The sequence below is a fragment of the Pseudomonas sp. LF020 genome, from assembly GCF_053456425.1.
In genome coordinates, this window is record NZ_JBRFIX010000008.1 from 1 (window position 1) to 16,019 (window position 16,019).

A 16,019-nucleotide genomic window follows, 5' to 3' on the forward strand; every position below is an offset into this window, starting at 1 on the left:
CAACGCCGCAATGGCGGCGTGTCGCTCAACCAAGTGGAAGCCTTTTTACGAGTCTTACCTGGCCAGAGGCTTCTCGAAAACACAGGCATTGGTAGCTCTTGCTCGCAAGCTCTGCCGAGTGGCATTCACCCTGATGAAGAATCAGGGCGAATACCGATCAGTTTGAGATTCTAGGGTTGCTGAGCAACATAGAATCTCCCACAGGTTGCTCGCTGGGCCTATGGGAGCGATGACGCTTAATACCGAACCAGTTTCTCCATCGCCGCATCCGCCAGAAACGAAGAGCGGCTTTTGACATTGTGTTCACGCACATAGCGATCGATGCGCTGGATCACATAACCTGGCAACGTCACGTTGACCTTCTCGGTTTTGCCCATGTACGGCGAGATATCCAGCTCGAGCATCCCCCAGCCCATGTCGGCAAACTCCGGATTATTGCGATGCGCCGCTGCCGACGTCGGCATCGGAATCGATTCCCCGTCCGCCGCCATCTCCTGCAACATGAGATGGGCGACTTCAACGGCTGCGTTATAGGCGTCCTCGAAAGTGTCCCCGGCCGTGACGGCGCCGGGAATGTCAGGTATCTGAATACCGATGGCGGTGTTGTCGTCACCCCATTCGATGCAGATCGGATATTGCATTATGGATCTCCCTTGTAGCTGGCTGGCGGGGGGTACAACCCGGCACGCCTCCTGATGCTTTTGACCGTCCCCAACGGTAAATCCTTTTTCGGGTGGGGAACGGGAATGGTGTAAGGGTTGTAACGGTGAGTGAAGATGTGATGACTGCCGGTGACTCGATCCAGCGTCCAGCCTGCTTCCTCCAGCTCCTTGATCAATAGCCTGCTTTGCACCTGACGCCTCCTTGCTCCGGCGGAATAAAAGTAACTCTAGAGTTATCTTTACTCAAGCACATAAATCTGCAAAACGACGTCCGGTTGTTTTACCGCATGTGATTGAATGGACGCGGATTACACTCAGCACCCTATTCCCTGTGGGAGCGAGCTTGCTCGCGAAGGCGCCTGATCAGTCAACACATCTGCTGAATGTCAGACCGTATTCGCGAGCAAGCTCGCTCCCACAGGGCTCCTCTGAATGCTTGAAGATTGCGCAAGGACCTGAGATGGACCGCCTCGCCGCCATGGAAACCTTCATCTGCGTGGTCGAAACCGGCTCGTTTTCCGCCGCCGCCCGACGCCTGAATATCGGCCAGCCCGCCGTGTCGAAAACCATCGCTCAACTGGAGAAACGCCTGGCGGTCAGCCTGCTGCTGCGCTCGACCCGTGGCCTGACCCCGACCGAAGCCGGACTGGCGTTTTTCGAGCGGGCCAGACGCGCCATCGATGAAGCCAACGAAGCCGATGACGCCGCCCGTGGCAGCGCCGGCGGATTGCGCGGCAACCTGCGGATCAGCGCTGCGGTGACTTTCGGGCGTCTGCATGTGGTACCGCAGTTGGGCCCGTTTCTCGATCAGCATCCGCAATTGAACATCGATCTGATGCTCGACGACCGCAACATCAATCTGGTGGAAGAAGGCATCGACGTCGCCCTGCGCATGGGCCCGCTGAGCGACTCCAGCCTCACCGCGCGCAAGATCGCCGACTGCCGCCGCGTGGTCCTCGGCACCCCGGCGTACTTTGCTCGCCACGGCGAACCCAGCCGCCCTGCCGATCTGGATCAGCACCAAGGCATCGTCTACAACCTCAGCGGTGGCGCGACCTGGACGTTCATCCGAGGTAACGAACAACAGACGCAAACCCTGACCGGCCGCCTGCGGGTCAGCGCCGCCGAGGGTTTGCGCGCGGCCGTGTTTGCCGATCAGGGCCTGACCATCGCCTCGCAATGGATGTTCGCCCCGGAACTGGCGAGCGGTGCGGTCAGGGCGGTGATGAGTGACTGGGTATTGCCGGATCAGGACTTGTGGGCGGTGTTTCCCACCGGGCGGATGGTCAGTGCGAAGGCGCGGGCCTTTGTGGAGCACATGGACAATTTGCTGACACGCCGGAACTGAATCGGCCCCCGTTTCGTTTATTGCGATTTTCGTTTAATTCGAATAACGTTCCAGCATCCTCTATTCAGAATGCTGGAATTCATTATGTCGATTGTCCTTCACCCCTCTCTCAATCTCCCTGTGGAGCGCGAAGTCAAAGCCGCAATCGAAGGCAGACGCGCGCTCAACGCCTACCTCGCGACCCGATTCGAAACCCAGCACATTCAGATTTTCGACGAGCAGAATCAGGCGCACCAGGTCGAGCTACCTACCTCTGCACTGCGCTTGCTGGTGGACATTCTGGCGGAGCTGGCTGAAGGCAATGCCGTCAAAGTCGTACCGGTGCATGCCGAGCTGACCACTCAGGAAGCTGCAGACATGCTCAATGTCTCACGCCCGCACCTGATAAAACTGCTGGAAAGCGGCGAGTTGTCCTACCACAAAACCGGCAAGCACCGACGTGTGCGTTTCGCCGATTTGATGGACTATAAAACCCGGCGCGACACCGCCAGCGAGCAGGCAATGGCGCTTCTCGCGGAGCAGGCACAGGCGTTAAGGACAGGATACGAGTGAGGCATTCACCAGTTCGGGCGCTAAGCGCCTATCGTGCGATTCTCTGAATAATCATTTTGTGAACCCAGACAAAAAAACGGCGATCCAGAGATCGCCGCTTTTTCATCACTGCCCGAACTGCTTGCCCAACCCCGGTGGCACGCCGTGGATGTCGGTGTCTTCCCATGGGCCGTTGGGGCTGACGGAGCGGGTCCAGCCGTTGTTCCAGCGGAAGTAGGTGCGCTGGCGGTAGAAGGTGTTGGGCTGGTCGTCGAGGACGTAGACGCCGAGTTTCTGGTCCCAGTGGCTGTTGCCGCCCGGTGGCGGGGCGAAGCTGGCTGAGGTGCGTGGCACTGGTTTGGAGGGTTTGGCCGGAATGCTTTTGCCCGGGGTCGGCGAGGTCGACGGGGTCGGGCTCGGTTGTGACGGCGGGATCGGCGGCAGGCTGGTGGTCGGTTCCGGTCGGTGCACCGCACAGGCGCTCATGCCCAGGGCCATGGTGATGACTGCGATTCGGGCGAGACTGTGCATGGCGGTGCTTTCCTGTGGGTGCCGGTGGTTATTGATCCGGGCTGTCGATGGTCAGTGTTTGCGGCGCGGTGGTGCTGCTGGCCAGCGGGCCGCTGCGACCCACCCACTCCCCGGCGGTCGGTTGACCGGCACGGGAGACGCGCGCAACCAGTTGGACTTCAGGAAAGTTCGACAGTTTCAACTGCGGCATCATCGCGTCGGCATCGCCCAGTTCGACGGTTACGGGCAGATCGGCCACGGTCAGGCGCTTGGCCGCCAGCGGCGCCGGCGGGCCGGAAACGGCACGGGCGAAGATGAACACGCTGTCGCCCGGTTGTACCTTGCCCTTGAGTTCACTGGACAGATCCACGCGCACCTTGAGCAGCGCGGCAGCCTTGGCGGCCGGGCTCGCAGCGACCTTGCCACCACTGGCTTCAAGCCGTTCGGTGGCACGATTGATGCCGCCCTGCAGGGCTTCGCGGGATTTGTCGTCCTCTGGCAATTGCGCCAGCAAACGGTTCCAGTAATCGATGGCTTGCTGGTAACGCTCGCCTTCGAACGCGGCGATGCCGAGCAGGCCAAGGCTGGTGACTTCTTTCGGATCGGCTTTCAGCGCTTCGTCGGTCAGGGCCTGGATCTTGTCCGACCACTTCTTGCCATCGGCAAAATACTGCGCCTGTGCCCACTGGCCGAGCAGCTCCGGCTGGCGACCGGCCAGGTTGGCGGCGCGTTCGAACATCTTCGCCGCGTCCGCCGGGCGATCCTGGGCCATGTAGGTGCGCCCGAGGAAGTACAGGCCTTCCGCCGAATCCGGCTGCGCCGCAACAGCACGCTCCAGACGCTGGGTCATTTCTTCCATCGACTGCGGCGCCTGGGCGAATTCGCGGGTCAGCTCGACTTTATCGGCAGCACCGAAATGCAGGTACAGACCCAGGCCCAACACCGGCACCAGCACTGCGGCCAACAACGGCAACGGCTTGCCCAGTTTCGAGACACGCGGTGCGGCAACGCCTTCGGTATCGGCGAGCAGTTCACGCGCCGCTTCAGCACGACCGCTGTCCATTTGCGCGGCATCGAGTACGCCTTCAGCCTGCTGCGCTTGCAGTTCGGCGACGCGCTCCTGATACAGCGCCACGTTCAGGGCAGTTCGATCCTCTTCGCGCTGGGCGCGACGGCCACGCAAAACCGGGATCAGCAGAAAACTCAGGGCGACCAGAAGCAACAGCCCTGCGGCAAGCCAGAAATCAATCATTCTTGGTTTTTATCCAACAGTTGGTCGAGGCGCTGACGCTCTTCGGTGGACAGCGATGGCGGGGGCTCGGTGCGCTGTGCGCGACGCCGGCGAACGATCACTGCGATCACCACCAGACCGCCGAACAACAGGCCGGCCGGGCCGAACCACAGCAGTGCGGTCTTGGCATTGAGCGCCGGTTTGTAGCGGACGAAATCACCGTAGCGATCGACCATGAAATCGATGATCTGCTGATTGTCCTTGCCCTCGCCGAGCATGCGGAAAATCTCTTTGCGCAGGTCGGCGGCAATCGGTGCGTTGGAGTCGGCGATGTCCTGGTTCTGGCACTTGGGGCAACGCAGTTCCTTGGTCAACTCGCGAAAACGCTCGCGATCACCTTCCTTGGCGAACTCGTAAGTGTCGATGGCGGCATGCGCCACGCCGGCCAGACTCAGGCCCAAGACCACGGCAGCGATAAAGCGCTTCATGGCTTGGCCTCATCGACCAGTGCCTGATATTTGGCTGCGAGTTTTTCGCGCCAGACCTGCTCGTCGATAACCCCAACGTACTTGTCGCGAATGATGCCCTTGGCGTCGATGAAGAAGGTTTCCGGCGCGCCGTACACGCCGAGGTTCAGACCCAGCGAACCTTCGTCGTCACGGATGTCCAGCAGGTACGGGTTGTGGAATTCGGCCAGCCACTTCAACGCATCGGCGTTGGTGTCCTTGTAGTTGATGCCGTAGATCACCACGCCACGCTCGGCCAGTTTGTTCAGCACCGGGTGCTCGACCCGGCAGGAAATGCACCAGGTGCCCCAGACGTTGACCAGCGCCGGTTTGCCGAGAATGTCGGCCTTGGTCAGGGTCTTGTCGCCCTGCACGTTCGGCAGGCTGAATTCCGGGAATGGCTTGTTGATCATCGCCGACGGCAGCTCCGCCGGATCGAGGTACAGACCGCGATAAAGAAACACCGCCACCAGCAGGAAAATCGCCAGTGGCACCAGCATCAACCAACGTCTCATGCAGCCGCTCCTTGCAGGCCGAGGGCTTCACGCACCTTGGCTTTGACCTTGACTCGATAACGCCGATCCAGCGCCGCCAGCAATCCGCCCAGACCGGTCAGCAGACCGCCGAACCAGATCCAGCGCACGAACGGCTTGACGTGAACCCGCACCGCCCACGCGCCGTTTTCCAGCGGCTCGCCCAGTGCAACGTAGAGATCGCGAGTGAAACCGGCGTCGATCCCGGCCTCGGTCATCATCGAACTCTGCACGGTGTACAGGCGTTTTTCCGGGTGCAGCACGCTGACTTCCTTGCCGTCGCGGATCACCCGAATAGTGCCCTTATCGGAGGTGAAGTTCGGCCCTTCGAAGTGCTTGGCGCCCTCGAAGATGAAGTGATAACCGGCCAGGTCCATCGACTCGCCCGGCGCCAGACGCAGGTCGCGCTCGGCACTGTTCTGACTCGACAGCACCACACCGAGGGCGCACACGGCGATGCCCAAGTGCGCGATCTGCATGCCCCAATAGCTGCGGGTCAGGGTTGGCAGGCCTTTGATCAGGCCCTTGTGGCGAGTCTTGTCGAAGATGTCGCGCACACCGGCGAGCAACACCCACGCGGCGAGCAGGAACGTCGCGATCACCGCCCAGTTGAAATCGCCGTAAGCGACACCGGCCACCACCGCCAACGCGACACTGCCGAGCAACACCGGGGTCAGCATGTTCGCCAACCACCTCACCGGGGTGTCCTTCCAGCGGACGATCACGCCGACCGCCATCACCAGCATCAGCAACGCCATCAGCGGGATGAACAGCGCGTTGAAGTACGGCGGGCCGACCGACAGCTTGGCGCCGCTGATCGCATCGAGAATCAGCGGATACAGGGTGCCGAGCAGGATCATCGACGCGGCCACCACCAGCACCAGGTTGTTGCCCAGCAGCAGGGTTTCCCGCGACCACAGGTTGAAGCCGACCTGACTCTTGACCACTGGCGCACGCAACGCAAACAGCGTCAGCGAGCCACCGACCACGAACAGCAGGAAGATCAGAATGAACACGCCACGCTCAGGGTCCGAGGCAAACGCGTGCACCGAAGTCAGTACACCGGAACGCACGAGGAACGTACCGAGCAGGCTCAACGAAAATGCGGCAATCGCCAGCAACACCGTCCAGCTTTTGAACACCCCACGTTTTTCCGTGACGGCCAGCGAGTGGATCAGCGCGGTGCCGACCAGCCATGGCATGAACGAGGCGTTTTCCACCGGGTCCCAGAACCACCAGCCGCCCCAGCCGAGTTCGTAGTAAGCCCACCACGAACCGAGGGTGATGCCGATGCCGAGGAAGGCCCAGGCAACAATCGTCCACGGCCGCGACCAGCGTGCCCACGCGGCGTCGAGACGACCACCGAGCAGTGCGGCGATGGCGAAGGCGAACGCCACCGAGAAACCCACATAACCCATATAGAGCATCGGCGGATGCACGATCAGGCCGATGTCTTGCAGCAGCGGATTGAGGTCACGCCCGTCGGCCGGAATCTGCGGCAGGATCCGCGAGAACGGGTTGGAGGTGAGGATCAGAAACAACAGGAAACCGGTGCTGATCATGCCCATCACCGCCAGTACGCGAGCGAGCATGACTTGCGGCAACTGCCGGGAGAACACTGACACCGCAAAGGTCCAGCCACCGAGGATCAACGCCCACAGCAGCAGCGAGCCTTCGTGGGCGCCCCACACTGCGCTGAACTTGTAGTACCACGGCAAGGCGCTGTTGGAGTTCATCGCCACGTAGCCGACCGAAAAATCGTCGGTCATGAACGCGTAGGTCAGGCAACCGAAGGCAAACAGCAGGAACGCAAACTGGCCCCACGCCGCCGGCTGGGCCAGGCCCATCCACATGCGGTCGCCGCGCCAGGCGCCGAGCAACGGCACCACGGCCTGCACCAGCGCGAAACACAGCGCCAGAATCATCGCCAGATGACCGAGTTCAGGAATAAACAGTGCAGACGTCATCGATCAACCCTCCTTCGCTTGGGTCGGTGCCGATTGACCACTGTCTTTCAGCGCTTTGGTCACTTCCGGCGGCATGTACTTTTCGTCGTGCTTGGCCAGCACTTCATCGGCCACCACCACGCCGTCGGCATTGAGTTTGCCCAAGGCAACGATGCCCTGCCCTTCGCGGAACAGATCCGGGAGGATGCCGCGGTAGGTGATGGTCACGGCTTTGTTGAAGTCGGTGACGACGAATTTGACGTCCAGCGAGTCCGGCGAACGTTGCAGCGAGCCCTTCTCGACCATGCCGCCGGCGCGGATCCGCGTGTCGTGCGGCGCTTCGCCGTTGGCGATCTGGGTCGGCGTGTAAAACAGGTTGATGTTTTCCTGCAGGGCGCTGAGAGCCAGGCCGACGGCGGCGCCGACCCCGACCAGGATCGCCAGAATGAGGGTCAGACGTTTTTTGCGCAGCGGATTCACTTGCCGTTCTCCCGGCGCAGACGACGCGCCTCTTGTTGCAGATAGCGCTTGCGGGCCGCGATCGGTGCGACCACGTTGAGGATCAGCACCGCCAGACAGATGCCGTAGGCCGACCAGACGTACAGGCCGTGATGGCCCATGGCGAGGAAGTCGCCGAATGAAGCGAAACTCATCGAGCGGCCTCCAGACTGTTCTGCACTTCTTCCTTGACCCAACTGGCGCGAGCTTCGCGCTTGAGCACTTCAAGGCGCATGCGCAACAACAGCACGGCGCCGAAGAAACAGTAGAAACCCAGCACCGTCAGCAGCAGCGGCAGCCACATTTCGGCCGGCATCGCCGGTTTTTCGGTGAGGGTGAAGGTCGCGCCCTGGTGCAGGGTGTTCCACCACTCCACCGAGTATTTGATGATCGGAATGTTGATTACTCCGACGATCGCCAGCACGGCGCAGGCCTTGGCCGCGCTGTCGCGATTACTGATGGCGTTGCCCAGCGCAATCACCCCGAAATACAGGAACAGCAAAATCAGCATCGACGTCAGCCGCGCATCCCAGACCCACCACGAGCCCCAGGTCGGCTTGCCCCAAATCGCGCCGGTGACCAACGCCACGGCAGTCATCCATGCGCCGATCGGCGCCGCGCATTGAAGGGCGACGTCGGCCAGTTTCATTTTCCACACCAGCCCGACCACGCCGCACACCGCCAGCATCACGTAGATCGACTGCGCGAGCATCGCCGCCGGCACGTGGATGTAGATGATGCGAAAGCTGTTGCCCTGCTGATAATCCGGCGGCGCGAAGGCCAGGCCCCAGACCACGCCAACGCTGATCAGCAGCAACGCTGCGATGCCCAGCCACGGCAGAAACCTGCTGCTGATGCCGTAGAACCACTTGGGCGAGCCGAGCTTGTGAAACCAGGTCCAGTTCATACTGTTTCCATCACGGGTGCCGCTCATCGGTGTGAGCAGTCTCAGGGTCTTTGCTGGTTAAATTTTAACCAGACCTCATTATTCGCCGACGCTGATCTTCAGGCCAGCAGCTATTGCAAAAGGTGTCAGGGTGATCGCCAGGGCGGTCAGGCTACCCAGCCACAGCAGATACCCGGTCGCCGGCATGCCTTGCAAGGCGGCCTGCAAGGCGCCACTGCCCAGGATCAACACCGGGATGTACAACGGCAGAATCAGCAGCGCCAGCAACAGGCCGCCGCGTTTCAAACCGACCGTCAGCGCCGCGCCCACCGCACCGAGCAAACTCAGCACCGGGGTACCCAGCAGCAACGACAACAGCAACACCGGCAGGCAGGCGACCGGCAAACCGAGCATCAGCGCCAACAGAGGCGAGAGCAAGACCAGCGCCAGCCCCGAGAACAGCCAGTGTGCCAGCACCTTGGCCAGCACCAGAAGTGGCAGCGGGTGCGGCGAAAGGACCCACTGTTCCAGGGAGCCATCTTCGAAATCACTGCGAAACAATCCGTCCAGCGAAAGCAGGACCGACAACAGCGCGGCCACCCAGACTAACCCCGGGGACAGGTTTTGCAAGACTTGAGTTTCCGGGCCGACGGCCAGCGGGAACAAGGCAATGACGATGGCGAAGAAAATCAGCGGATTGGCCAGTTCCGCCGGGCGACGAAACAGCAGGCGGGACTCACGGGCGACCAGCAGGCCGAACACACTCATACTGCCCAGTTCCCCAGATCGATATCGCGATAACCGGCCGGCATGCGGCTCAACGTGTGGTGCGTGGTCAACACCACCAGACCGCCGCGTTCGCAGTGCCCGGCCAGGTGTTCTTCGAGTTGTGCCACGCCCTGTTTGTCGAGCGCGGTGAACGGCTCGTCGAGAATCCACAGCGGCGGGCTGTCCAGATACAACCGTGCCAGCGCCACGCGGCGTTGCTGACCGGCGGACAGGGTGTGGCAGGGAACATCTTCGAAACCGCGCAATCCTACGGCAGCCAATGCCTGCCAGATCGCCTCGCGCTCGGCCGGCCGATGCAGGGCGCAGAGCCAGGACAGGTTCTCTTCCGGGGTCAGCAGGTCCTTGATCCCGGCAGCGTGGCCGATCCACAACAGGTTGCGCGCCAGTTCGCTCGGTTGTGCAGTCAAGGGCTGGCCATTGAGCAGCACCTGACCGCTGGTCGGCTGCATCAACCCGGACAACAGGCGCAGCAGACTGGTTTTGCCGCTGCCGTTGGGGCCGCTGATCTGCACCATATCGCCACTGGCCAGTCTCAGTTCGAGATTTTCGAAGAGCAGCCGCAAGTCTCGCTCACAGGCAAGGGCAACGGTTTGCAGGACAGGACTGGTCAAGGGATCACGGGCCTTATACGGTTCAAGTCGGCTCTGGCGCGGCCGTTAAAGAGATGCAGGATAAATGCAATGACGGTGCGAACCAGAGAGCTGGATCAAACAATTGCTATGTTTTCTGAACGAAGCGCAAGACGCGCGGCATTATACATGCCGTGCCTTACTCTCAAGAGTGCAATTTCCTCAGGTTGTGTCCGCGTATGACAGGCGAAATGAACATCCTCCCGCTCCCGCCCACCACCCCGGCGAACACGCGTCCGCTGGCGATGAGCGGTGAGTTGCTCAAGCTGCTGACCCCGGTCGAAGGCTTGATTGGCGCCGGGCAAAGTGCTCAGGCCGAGGTGTTGTCGCTCAAGCAGGCGGATCAGACCTTTCAACTGCTGCTCAAGGTCACCGTCGACGGCGGCCGTCAGACCACCGTGCAAGCCAGCAGCAACCTGCCGTTGCCGACCGGCACCAACCTGGCCGTCACCCAGCCGTCGGCGGGCAATCTGGCGATCACCGTGCAACAGGCGATTGCCAGCAGCGTCGCCGCCCTCACCCGCATCGACACCGCGCAGTTGCCGGTCGGCACGCTGCTGCAAGGCAAGGTGCTGACCTCGCAGACACTGCCGCAAGTGCCGGGACAGCCGACGGTGTATCGCTCGCTGGTCAGTCTGCTCAACACCGCACAGAGCGGTGCCACGCTGGACATCGACAGCCCGACGCCGCTGCGTATCGGCACCCTGCTCTCGGCACTGGTCGAAGACTCGCAAACCCTCAAGTTCGTGCCACTGAGCAGCCGTCAGGAGCAATTGGCGGTGAGCCAGCAACTGCTCGGCCAGCAGAGTCGCCAAGGTTCGCTGGATGGTTTGCTCAACGCCTTGCAAAACCTGCCGGCCGACGACGATCAGACCTCGCAGGATCTGCGCGCTGCCGTCGTGCGTCTGCTCGCCAACTTGCCCGATGTGCAGCAGATGAGCAGCGCCAAGGGCGTGGCCCTGGCCCTGGCCAACAGCGGCGCCTTCCTCGAAGCCAAATTGCTGACCGGACAGAATCCGGCGCTGGCCCCGGACATGAAAGCCGATCTGCTCAAGCTGATCGCGCAACTGTCCCCGGGTGCGCCGGGCAATGCCAGTTTCAACGCGATCATCGCCGCCAACACCCTGGCACAGGCGCTGCCGAGTTTCGTGCGCAACGCCCTCGGCACCCTCGGCCAGGTCAGCGCCAAACCCGTGCCGAGCAGTTTCCCCCTGCCCGACCGTCTGCTGCAAAGTCTCGACGGCGAAGGCGATCTTGAGCATCTGCTGCGCCTCGCAGCAGCCGCCGTGTCGCGCCTGCAAAGCCATCAGCTGTCGAGTCTGGAACAGACCGGGGTCACCGACGACGGCCGTCTGCTCAGCACCTGGCAGCTGGAAATCCCCATGCGCAATCTGCAGGACATCGTGCCGTTGCAGGTCAAGTTCCAGCGCGAAGAAACGCCGGAAAGAGAACCGCAACCCAACGAACGCCGCGACGAGCGCGAACCCAGACAGCAGCTGTGGCGCGTCGATCTGGCCTTCGACATGGAGCCGTTGGGGCCGATGCAGATTCAGGCGCAATTGATTGCCGGCAGCCTGTCGAGTCAGCTCTGGGCCGAACGCCCGTACACCGCCGACCTGATCGAAACCAATCTGTTCGCGCTGCGCCAGCGCCTGCTCGATCGCGGGCTGAACGTCGGCGATCTCGACTGCCACCTCGGCACCCCGCCGCAAGGCAACCAAACCCGCCTCGAACATCGCTGGGTCGACGAAACCGCATGAACGATTCCACTGCTCCACGCCAGGCCATCGCCCTCAAATACGACGGCAACCACGCCCCGACTCTCACCGCCAAGGGCGACGAGGAACTGGCCGAAGAAATCCTGCGCATCGCCCGCGACTGCGAAGTGCCGATCTATGAAAACGCCGAGCTGGTGCGTCTGTTGGCGCGCATGGAACTGGGCGACAGCATCCCCGAGGAGCTGTATCGCACGATCGCCGAGATCATCGCGTTCGCGTGGAATCTGAAGGGGAAATTCCCCGAGGGGCAGGATCCGGATGCGCCGATGGTCGAGAAGGACATCACCGCACGTGGGGATGATTATTAGCCTTGAAAGCAAAAGATCGCAGCCTGCGGCAGCTCCTACATTGGGATACGGTTCCCTGTAGGAGCTGCCGCAGGCTGCGATCTTTTGATCTTCAGCTTCTGTGCAACTTGCGCATCAACTCCGCCTCAGCCTGGGTCAAACCGCAGGACTGAGTCAGCTCATCGACGCTCGCGCCCATGCCCACCAGTTTCGCCGCCTGGGCGAACGACAGGCTCGACGGGTCGCGTTGTTCCAGCGCGACAATCTTGTCTGGCAACGGACCGACGACCGAGCGCAGCTCGTGCAGGGCTTCGCCCATGCGCACGTTGCCGTTCTGATAGTCGTCGACACGCTTGGCCAAGTCCTTGATGCGCTGATCACGCAGCGCATCGCCCTGGGCCTGTTGCGCAGCGATCGCCCGCTGCGCCTTGATGTACGCCAGAAACATTGCCAGCGTGCCTGCCCAGAAGAGGAACAGGACAATGACCGCAACCTCGAGAATCAATCAGATGCTCTCCAGTTCCGACCATTCTTCTTCGCTCATCATCTTGTCCAGCTCGACCAGGATCAGCAGTTCGTTGTTCTTGTTGCACACGCCCTGGATGAACTTGGCCGACTCTTCGTTACCGACGTTTGGCGCGGTCTCGATTTCCGACTGACGCAGGTAAACCACTTCAGCCACGCTGTCGACCATGATCCCGACCACTTGCTTGTCGGCTTCGATGATGACGATACGGGTGTTGTCGCTGATCTCGCCGCTGTTCAGGCCGAAGCGCTGACGGGTGTCGATCACGGTGACCACGTTACCGCGCAGGTTGATGATGCCCAGCACGTAGCTTGGCGCACCCGGTACCGGCGCGATTTCGGTGTAACGCAGGACTTCCTGAACGCGCATCACGTTGATGCCGTAGGTTTCGTTGTCCAGCTTGAAGGTCACCCATTGCAGGATCGGATCTTCAGAACCTTTTGCATTCGTCGCCTGACTACTCATACCCTGACCCCTCGAAAAAACCGCACTGGGCGGTGTGTGTTCTGTGTGGAGGCATTGAAAAATGCCTTCGCCTGACTGTTATGTCGGCTGCTATGTCGATTTATGTAGCGGCTTGTGGCCGCCCAAGTGCTTTGCCCCGCCGCTGGCGATCAACTCGGCCAGCGCGGCTACATCAAGTAATGCACACATGTGCTCGATCACCGTGCCGGCGAGCCATGGCCGCTGACCCCGGTGACTTCTCCATTTGATTTCATTCGGGTCCAGTCGCAACGAACGGCTGACCTGATGCACCGCCAGGCCCCATTCGTAACCTTGTACCGAAATCACGTACTGCAGGCCCTGACGGAAGTCATCGCGATAGCGATCCGGCATGACCCAACGCGCGGTGTCCAACACTTTCAGATTGCCGGCCTGGCTCGGCAGAATCCCGAGGAACCATTCCGGCTGCCCGAACAGCGGCGTCAACTCGTGGCCGGCCAGCGAATAGATCGAACCGAGGCACACCAGCGGCACCGCCAGGGTAAGGCCGGCAACATCGAACAACAGGCATTCGAAGGCTTCGGCAGCCCAAGCCGGACGGCCATCGGTGTCCACCGGTGGCGGCGTGTTGCTCGGCGGCAGGTGCACTTCCACCACTGGCGGCACCCGCGTCTGCTCGACGGGTGCGGGCGCAACCGGCGCCGGTTCGACCACCACCGGTTCCGGCGCGGTTTTCAGCAATTGGGTTTGCAGCAACGGTGCGAGCGTCGACACCGGCGCGCGCGGCGGCTCGGCTTCTTCGATCAATGCCACCGGTGCTTTGGCAACGGGCGCCACGGCAGGCGCGGCAACCGGGGCGGGAGACTTGGCGGCTTTCTGCGCATCACGCGCCTGCTCTTCAAGCACCGCAGCCTGGAACTCATCCAGCGCTTCGGTACTTTCGACCACCTCGACCGGCGCCTCGACCTGCAACTCGTCAGGAATCTCCTGCAGCAAGCTGTCCAGATACGACTGCAATGCCAACTGCGGCTTCGACGTCAACTTCACCGGCCGATTCATACACAACTCCCTGTAGGAGCTGCCGCAGGTTCGGTGCCGCGTTCGGACGATCTTTTGATCTTTTCAGAAGCCACGCAAAACCGGATCAAAAGATCGCAGCCTGCGGCAGCTCCTACAGAGGTCAACGTCATTCAAGCCACCTGCGGAACAAGTTGTTGCGCCAACAGATGCTTGAGCAGCGCGCGGTAAGCCAGCACGCCACGACTCTTGCCGTCGAACTGCGAAGGCGTGACCCCGGCCCGGCTGGCGTCGCGCAGACGGGTATCGACCGGGATGTAACCCTGCCAGATCTCTTCGGGGAATTTGTCACGCAGCACGCGCAAGGTGCCCAGCGACGCCTGGGTGCGGCGGTCGAACAGGGTCGGCACGATGCTGAACGGCAGCGCCTGTTTGCGCGAGCGGTTGATCATCGCCAGGGTGTTGACCATGCGCTCCAGACCTTTGACGGCCAGGTGCTCGGTCTGCACCGGGATCACCAGTTGCTGGCTCGCGGCCAGCGCGTTGACCATCAGCACACCGAGCAACGGCGGGCTGTCGATGATCGCGTAATCGAAGTCCTGCCACAGCTGCGCCAGACTCTTGGCGATCACCAGGCCCAGACCACTCTGCCCCGGCGACTGGCGCTCGAGGGTGGCCAGTGCGGTACTCGACGGCAACAGGGAAATGCGTTCGTCGCTGGTCGACAGCAGCAACTGCCCGGGCAAGCCTTGCGGCACGCTGCCCTTGTGCAGAAACAGGTCATAGTTGCTGTGTTCCAGGCTGTCGGGGTCGTAGCCGAAATAGCTGGTCATCGAGCCGTGCGGGTCGAGATCGACCACAACCACGCGCTTGCCCGCCTCCGCCAGCAATCCGGCTAAAGCGATGGAAGATGTGGTTTTACCGACACCACCCTTTTGATTGGCGACTGCCCAGACTCTCATTCGGTTCGTTCCTCCCGGTCGAGATGCTCGACCGAGACATAGCTCAGCGTATTAATGCGGGCGACGGAGAATTGACGGCACTCTCGCGTCCCGGCGTCTTGACCGGGGACGGTGCAGTTTGTGTGCCAGCGCGCTTCAATGCCGCGTCCGGTTGTGCATTGGCGGTACCGGTGCCGGTCAGACTGCGGCGCACATCGAGATTGCGCGACACCACCAGCACCACACGACGGTTTTTCGCCCGGCCTTCGGCAGTGGCGTTATTGGCCACCGGCTGAAACTCGCCATACCCCACCGAAGCCAGACGCCCGGGGTTGACGCCCTGCATTGCCAACATCCGCACGATGCTCGCCGAGCGCGCCGAGGACAGTTCCCAGTTGGTCGGGTACTGCGCGGTGCGGATCGGCTGATCGTCGGTGAAGCCTTCAACGTGTATCGGGTTGTCGAACGGTTTGAGGATCGCCGCGACCTTGTCGATGATGTTGAACGCGATATCACTCGGCATCGCGTCGCCACTGCCGAACAACAGGCTGGAGTTGAGTTCGATCTCGACCCACAGTTCGTTGCCGCGTACGGTCATCTGGTTGGAAGCGATCAGGTCGCCGAATGCGGCGCTGATGTCATCGGCGATGCTTTTCAGCGGATCGCTGGCCCCGGCAATACCGGCGTCAACCTGCTCGCTGTCCTTGACCAGCGGCTTGGCCGGGGTCACGGTCTTTGGCCGTTCTTCACCGATCGGGATCGGCTTGAGCGAGCGATCAGAGTCAGTGAAAACCCCGATCAGCGCTTCGGAAATGACCTTGTACTTGCCTTCGTTGATCGACGAGATGGAATACATCACCACGAAGAACGCGAACAACAACGTGATGAAATCCGCGTAGGACACGAGCCAGCGCTCGTGATTAACGTGTTCTTCCTGATGCCTGCGGCGAGCCATAG

At 61.7% G+C, this 16,019-nt stretch carries 21 protein-coding genes and 1 pseudogene; 5 read left to right on the forward strand and 17 right to left on the reverse strand.

Translation table 11 applies throughout. From position 1 onward, the window contains the following. Positions 1–166 (forward strand): annotated as a pseudogene (locus ACU680_RS18870) (IS110 family transposase); the annotation flags it as partial. A 70-nt stretch (positions 167–236) separates the two neighbouring features. On the opposite strand, the gene ACU680_RS18875 reads toward ACU680_RS18870, so the two are convergent. Both ACU680_RS18875 and ACU680_RS18880 read right to left on the reverse strand, forming a co-directional pair. Then, positions 237–641: a type II toxin-antitoxin system HicB family antitoxin gene (locus ACU680_RS18875; protein WP_007961664.1), complete on the reverse strand. Its 405-nt coding sequence runs from the start codon at positions 639–641 to the stop codon at positions 237–239. Further along, positions 641–853, reverse strand: coding sequence for a type II toxin-antitoxin system HicA family toxin (locus ACU680_RS18880; RefSeq protein WP_448180241.1), 213 nt, complete (start codon positions 851–853; stop codon positions 641–643). Before ACU680_RS18880 ends, ACU680_RS18875 begins: the two co-directional genes overlap by 1 nt. Positions 854–1,122: 269 nt before the next feature. On the opposite strand from ACU680_RS18880, the gene ACU680_RS18885 reads away from it, so the two are divergent. Continuing rightward, the gene (locus ACU680_RS18885; RefSeq protein ID WP_448180242.1) at positions 1,123–2,010 is read left to right on the forward strand and encodes a LysR family transcriptional regulator; all 888 of its coding nucleotides are present in this window, start codon (positions 1,123–1,125) and stop codon (positions 2,008–2,010) included. Between the two features lie 84 nt (positions 2,011–2,094). Beyond that, positions 2,095–2,562 (forward strand): helix-turn-helix domain-containing protein, encoded by a 468-nt coding sequence (locus ACU680_RS18890; protein ID WP_448180243.1) that lies wholly within the window; start codon positions 2,095–2,097, stop codon positions 2,560–2,562. A gap of 105 nt (positions 2,563–2,667) precedes the next feature. Here ACU680_RS18890 and ACU680_RS18895 read toward each other — a convergent pair whose 3' ends face one another. The 10 genes from ACU680_RS18895 to ccmA form a co-directional block, all read right to left on the reverse strand. Beyond that, the gene (locus tag ACU680_RS18895; protein ID WP_123586083.1) at positions 2,668–3,072 is read right to left on the reverse strand and encodes a hypothetical protein; all 405 of its coding nucleotides are present in this window, start codon (positions 3,070–3,072) and stop codon (positions 2,668–2,670) included. Between the two features lie 28 nt (positions 3,073–3,100). Continuing rightward, entirely contained in the window at positions 3,101–4,303 is a 1,203-nt protein-coding gene (gene ccmI / locus ACU680_RS18900) for a c-type cytochrome biogenesis protein CcmI (RefSeq protein ID WP_448180244.1), read from the reverse strand. Continuing rightward, the gene (locus ACU680_RS18905) at positions 4,300–4,770 is read right to left on the reverse strand and encodes a cytochrome c-type biogenesis protein (RefSeq protein ID WP_400762052.1); all 471 of its coding nucleotides are present in this window, start codon (positions 4,768–4,770) and stop codon (positions 4,300–4,302) included. Before ACU680_RS18905 ends, ccmI begins: the two co-directional genes overlap by 4 nt. Further along, a complete protein-coding gene (locus ACU680_RS18910) occupies positions 4,767–5,303 on the reverse strand; it encodes a DsbE family thiol:disulfide interchange protein (RefSeq protein ID WP_041072930.1) in 537 nt (178 codons plus the stop codon). Before ACU680_RS18910 ends, ACU680_RS18905 begins: the two co-directional genes overlap by 4 nt. Beyond that, a complete protein-coding gene (locus tag ACU680_RS18915; protein ID WP_448180245.1) occupies positions 5,300–7,288 on the reverse strand; it encodes a heme lyase CcmF/NrfE family subunit in 1,989 nt (662 codons plus the stop codon). Before ACU680_RS18915 ends, ACU680_RS18910 begins: the two co-directional genes overlap by 4 nt. Positions 7,289–7,291: 3 nt before the next feature. Further along, positions 7,292–7,747 (reverse strand): cytochrome c maturation protein CcmE, encoded by a 456-nt coding sequence (gene ccmE, locus ACU680_RS18920; RefSeq protein ID WP_007961672.1) that lies wholly within the window; start codon positions 7,745–7,747, stop codon positions 7,292–7,294. Then, positions 7,744–7,920, reverse strand: coding sequence for a heme exporter protein CcmD (gene ccmD, locus ACU680_RS18925; RefSeq protein WP_003222944.1), 177 nt, complete (start codon positions 7,918–7,920; stop codon positions 7,744–7,746). Before ccmD ends, ccmE begins: the two co-directional genes overlap by 4 nt. Further along, the gene (locus tag ACU680_RS18930) at positions 7,917–8,672 is read right to left on the reverse strand and encodes a heme ABC transporter permease (protein ID WP_007961673.1); all 756 of its coding nucleotides are present in this window, start codon (positions 8,670–8,672) and stop codon (positions 7,917–7,919) included. Before ACU680_RS18930 ends, ccmD begins: the two co-directional genes overlap by 4 nt. Positions 8,673–8,750: 78 nt before the next feature. Then, positions 8,751–9,419, reverse strand: a complete 669-nt coding sequence (gene ccmB, locus ACU680_RS18935; RefSeq protein ID WP_003222942.1) for a heme exporter protein CcmB — start codon at positions 9,417–9,419, stop codon at positions 8,751–8,753. Then, entirely contained in the window at positions 9,416–10,051 is a 636-nt protein-coding gene (ccmA, locus tag ACU680_RS18940) for a cytochrome c biogenesis heme-transporting ATPase CcmA (RefSeq protein WP_045122041.1), read from the reverse strand. Before ccmA ends, ccmB begins: the two co-directional genes overlap by 4 nt. Positions 10,052–10,248: 197 nt before the next feature. Here ccmA and fliK point away from each other — a divergent pair, with 197 nt between their 5' ends. Both fliK and ACU680_RS18950 read left to right on the forward strand, forming a co-directional pair. Further along, a complete protein-coding gene (gene fliK / locus ACU680_RS18945; protein WP_448180246.1) occupies positions 10,249–11,829 on the forward strand; it encodes a flagellar hook-length control protein FliK in 1,581 nt (526 codons plus the stop codon). Continuing rightward, positions 11,826–12,155: an EscU/YscU/HrcU family type III secretion system export apparatus switch protein gene (locus ACU680_RS18950; RefSeq protein WP_095667171.1), complete on the forward strand. Its 330-nt coding sequence runs from the start codon at positions 11,826–11,828 to the stop codon at positions 12,153–12,155. The genes fliK and ACU680_RS18950 overlap by 4 nt, the downstream gene beginning before the upstream one ends. Positions 12,156–12,246: 91 nt before the next feature. Here the strand turns inward: ACU680_RS18950 and ACU680_RS18955 are convergent, their stop codons facing one another. The 5 genes from ACU680_RS18955 to motD form a co-directional block, all read right to left on the reverse strand. Further along, positions 12,247–12,639, reverse strand: coding sequence for a DUF2802 domain-containing protein (locus ACU680_RS18955; protein ID WP_448180247.1), 393 nt, complete (start codon positions 12,637–12,639; stop codon positions 12,247–12,249). Further along, the gene (locus ACU680_RS18960; RefSeq protein ID WP_003222936.1) at positions 12,640–13,125 is read right to left on the reverse strand and encodes a chemotaxis protein CheW; all 486 of its coding nucleotides are present in this window, start codon (positions 13,123–13,125) and stop codon (positions 12,640–12,642) included. It abuts the gene before it with no gap. A gap of 90 nt (positions 13,126–13,215) precedes the next feature. Further along, positions 13,216–14,163 (reverse strand): CheW domain-containing protein, encoded by a 948-nt coding sequence (locus ACU680_RS18965; RefSeq protein WP_448180248.1) that lies wholly within the window; start codon positions 14,161–14,163, stop codon positions 13,216–13,218. Positions 14,164–14,294: 131 nt separating this feature from the next. Next, a complete protein-coding gene (locus ACU680_RS18970; RefSeq protein WP_003222933.1) occupies positions 14,295–15,083 on the reverse strand; it encodes a ParA family protein in 789 nt (262 codons plus the stop codon). A 43-nt stretch (positions 15,084–15,126) separates the two neighbouring features. Further along, a complete protein-coding gene (motD, locus tag ACU680_RS18975; RefSeq protein ID WP_027613922.1) occupies positions 15,127–16,017 on the reverse strand; it encodes a flagellar motor protein MotD in 891 nt (296 codons plus the stop codon). Positions 16,018–16,019 lie beyond the last annotated feature (2 nt).

What these genes read in the sequence shown, in the direction of transcription:
- ACU680_RS18875 (WP_007961664.1), bottom strand. Translation starts at nt 641, where the DNA reads ATGCAATATCCGATCTGCATCGAATGGGGTGACGACAACACCGCCATC.
- ACU680_RS18885 (WP_448180242.1), top strand. Translation starts at nt 1,123, where the DNA reads ATGGACCGCCTCGCCGCCATGGAAACCTTCATCTGCGTGGTCGAAACC.
- ACU680_RS18890 (WP_448180243.1), top strand. Translation starts at nt 2,095, where the DNA reads ATGTCGATTGTCCTTCACCCCTCTCTCAATCTCCCTGTGGAGCGCGAA.
- ACU680_RS18895 (WP_123586083.1), bottom strand. Translation starts at nt 3,072, where the DNA reads ATGCACAGTCTCGCCCGAATCGCAGTCATCACCATGGCCCTGGGCATG.
- ccmI (WP_448180244.1), bottom strand. Translation starts at nt 4,303, where the DNA reads ATGATTGATTTCTGGCTTGCCGCAGGGCTGTTGCTTCTGGTCGCCCTG.
- ACU680_RS18905 (WP_400762052.1), bottom strand. Translation starts at nt 4,770, where the DNA reads ATGAAGCGCTTTATCGCTGCCGTGGTCTTGGGCCTGAGTCTGGCCGGC.
- ACU680_RS18910 (WP_041072930.1), bottom strand. Translation starts at nt 5,303, where the DNA reads ATGAGACGTTGGTTGATGCTGGTGCCACTGGCGATTTTCCTGCTGGTG.
- ACU680_RS18915 (WP_448180245.1), bottom strand. Translation starts at nt 7,288, where the DNA reads ATGACGTCTGCACTGTTTATTCCTGAACTCGGTCATCTGGCGATGATT.
- ccmD (WP_003222944.1), bottom strand. Translation starts at nt 7,920, where the DNA reads ATGAGTTTCGCTTCATTCGGCGACTTCCTCGCCATGGGCCATCACGGC.
- ACU680_RS18930 (WP_007961673.1), bottom strand. Translation starts at nt 8,672, where the DNA reads ATGAACTGGACCTGGTTTCACAAGCTCGGCTCGCCCAAGTGGTTCTAC.
- ccmB (WP_003222942.1), bottom strand. Translation starts at nt 9,419, where the DNA reads ATGAGTGTGTTCGGCCTGCTGGTCGCCCGTGAGTCCCGCCTGCTGTTT.
- fliK (WP_448180246.1), top strand. Translation starts at nt 10,249, where the DNA reads ATGACAGGCGAAATGAACATCCTCCCGCTCCCGCCCACCACCCCGGCG.
- ACU680_RS18950 (WP_095667171.1), top strand. Translation starts at nt 11,826, where the DNA reads ATGAACGATTCCACTGCTCCACGCCAGGCCATCGCCCTCAAATACGAC.
- ACU680_RS18960 (WP_003222936.1), bottom strand. Translation starts at nt 13,125, where the DNA reads ATGAGTAGTCAGGCGACGAATGCAAAAGGTTCTGAAGATCCGATCCTG.
- ACU680_RS18965 (WP_448180248.1), bottom strand. Translation starts at nt 14,163, where the DNA reads ATGAATCGGCCGGTGAAGTTGACGTCGAAGCCGCAGTTGGCATTGCAG.
- ACU680_RS18970 (WP_003222933.1), bottom strand. Translation starts at nt 15,083, where the DNA reads ATGAGAGTCTGGGCAGTCGCCAATCAAAAGGGTGGTGTCGGTAAAACC.
- motD (WP_027613922.1), bottom strand. Translation starts at nt 16,017, where the DNA reads ATGGCTCGCCGCAGGCATCAGGAAGAACACGTTAATCACGAGCGCTGG.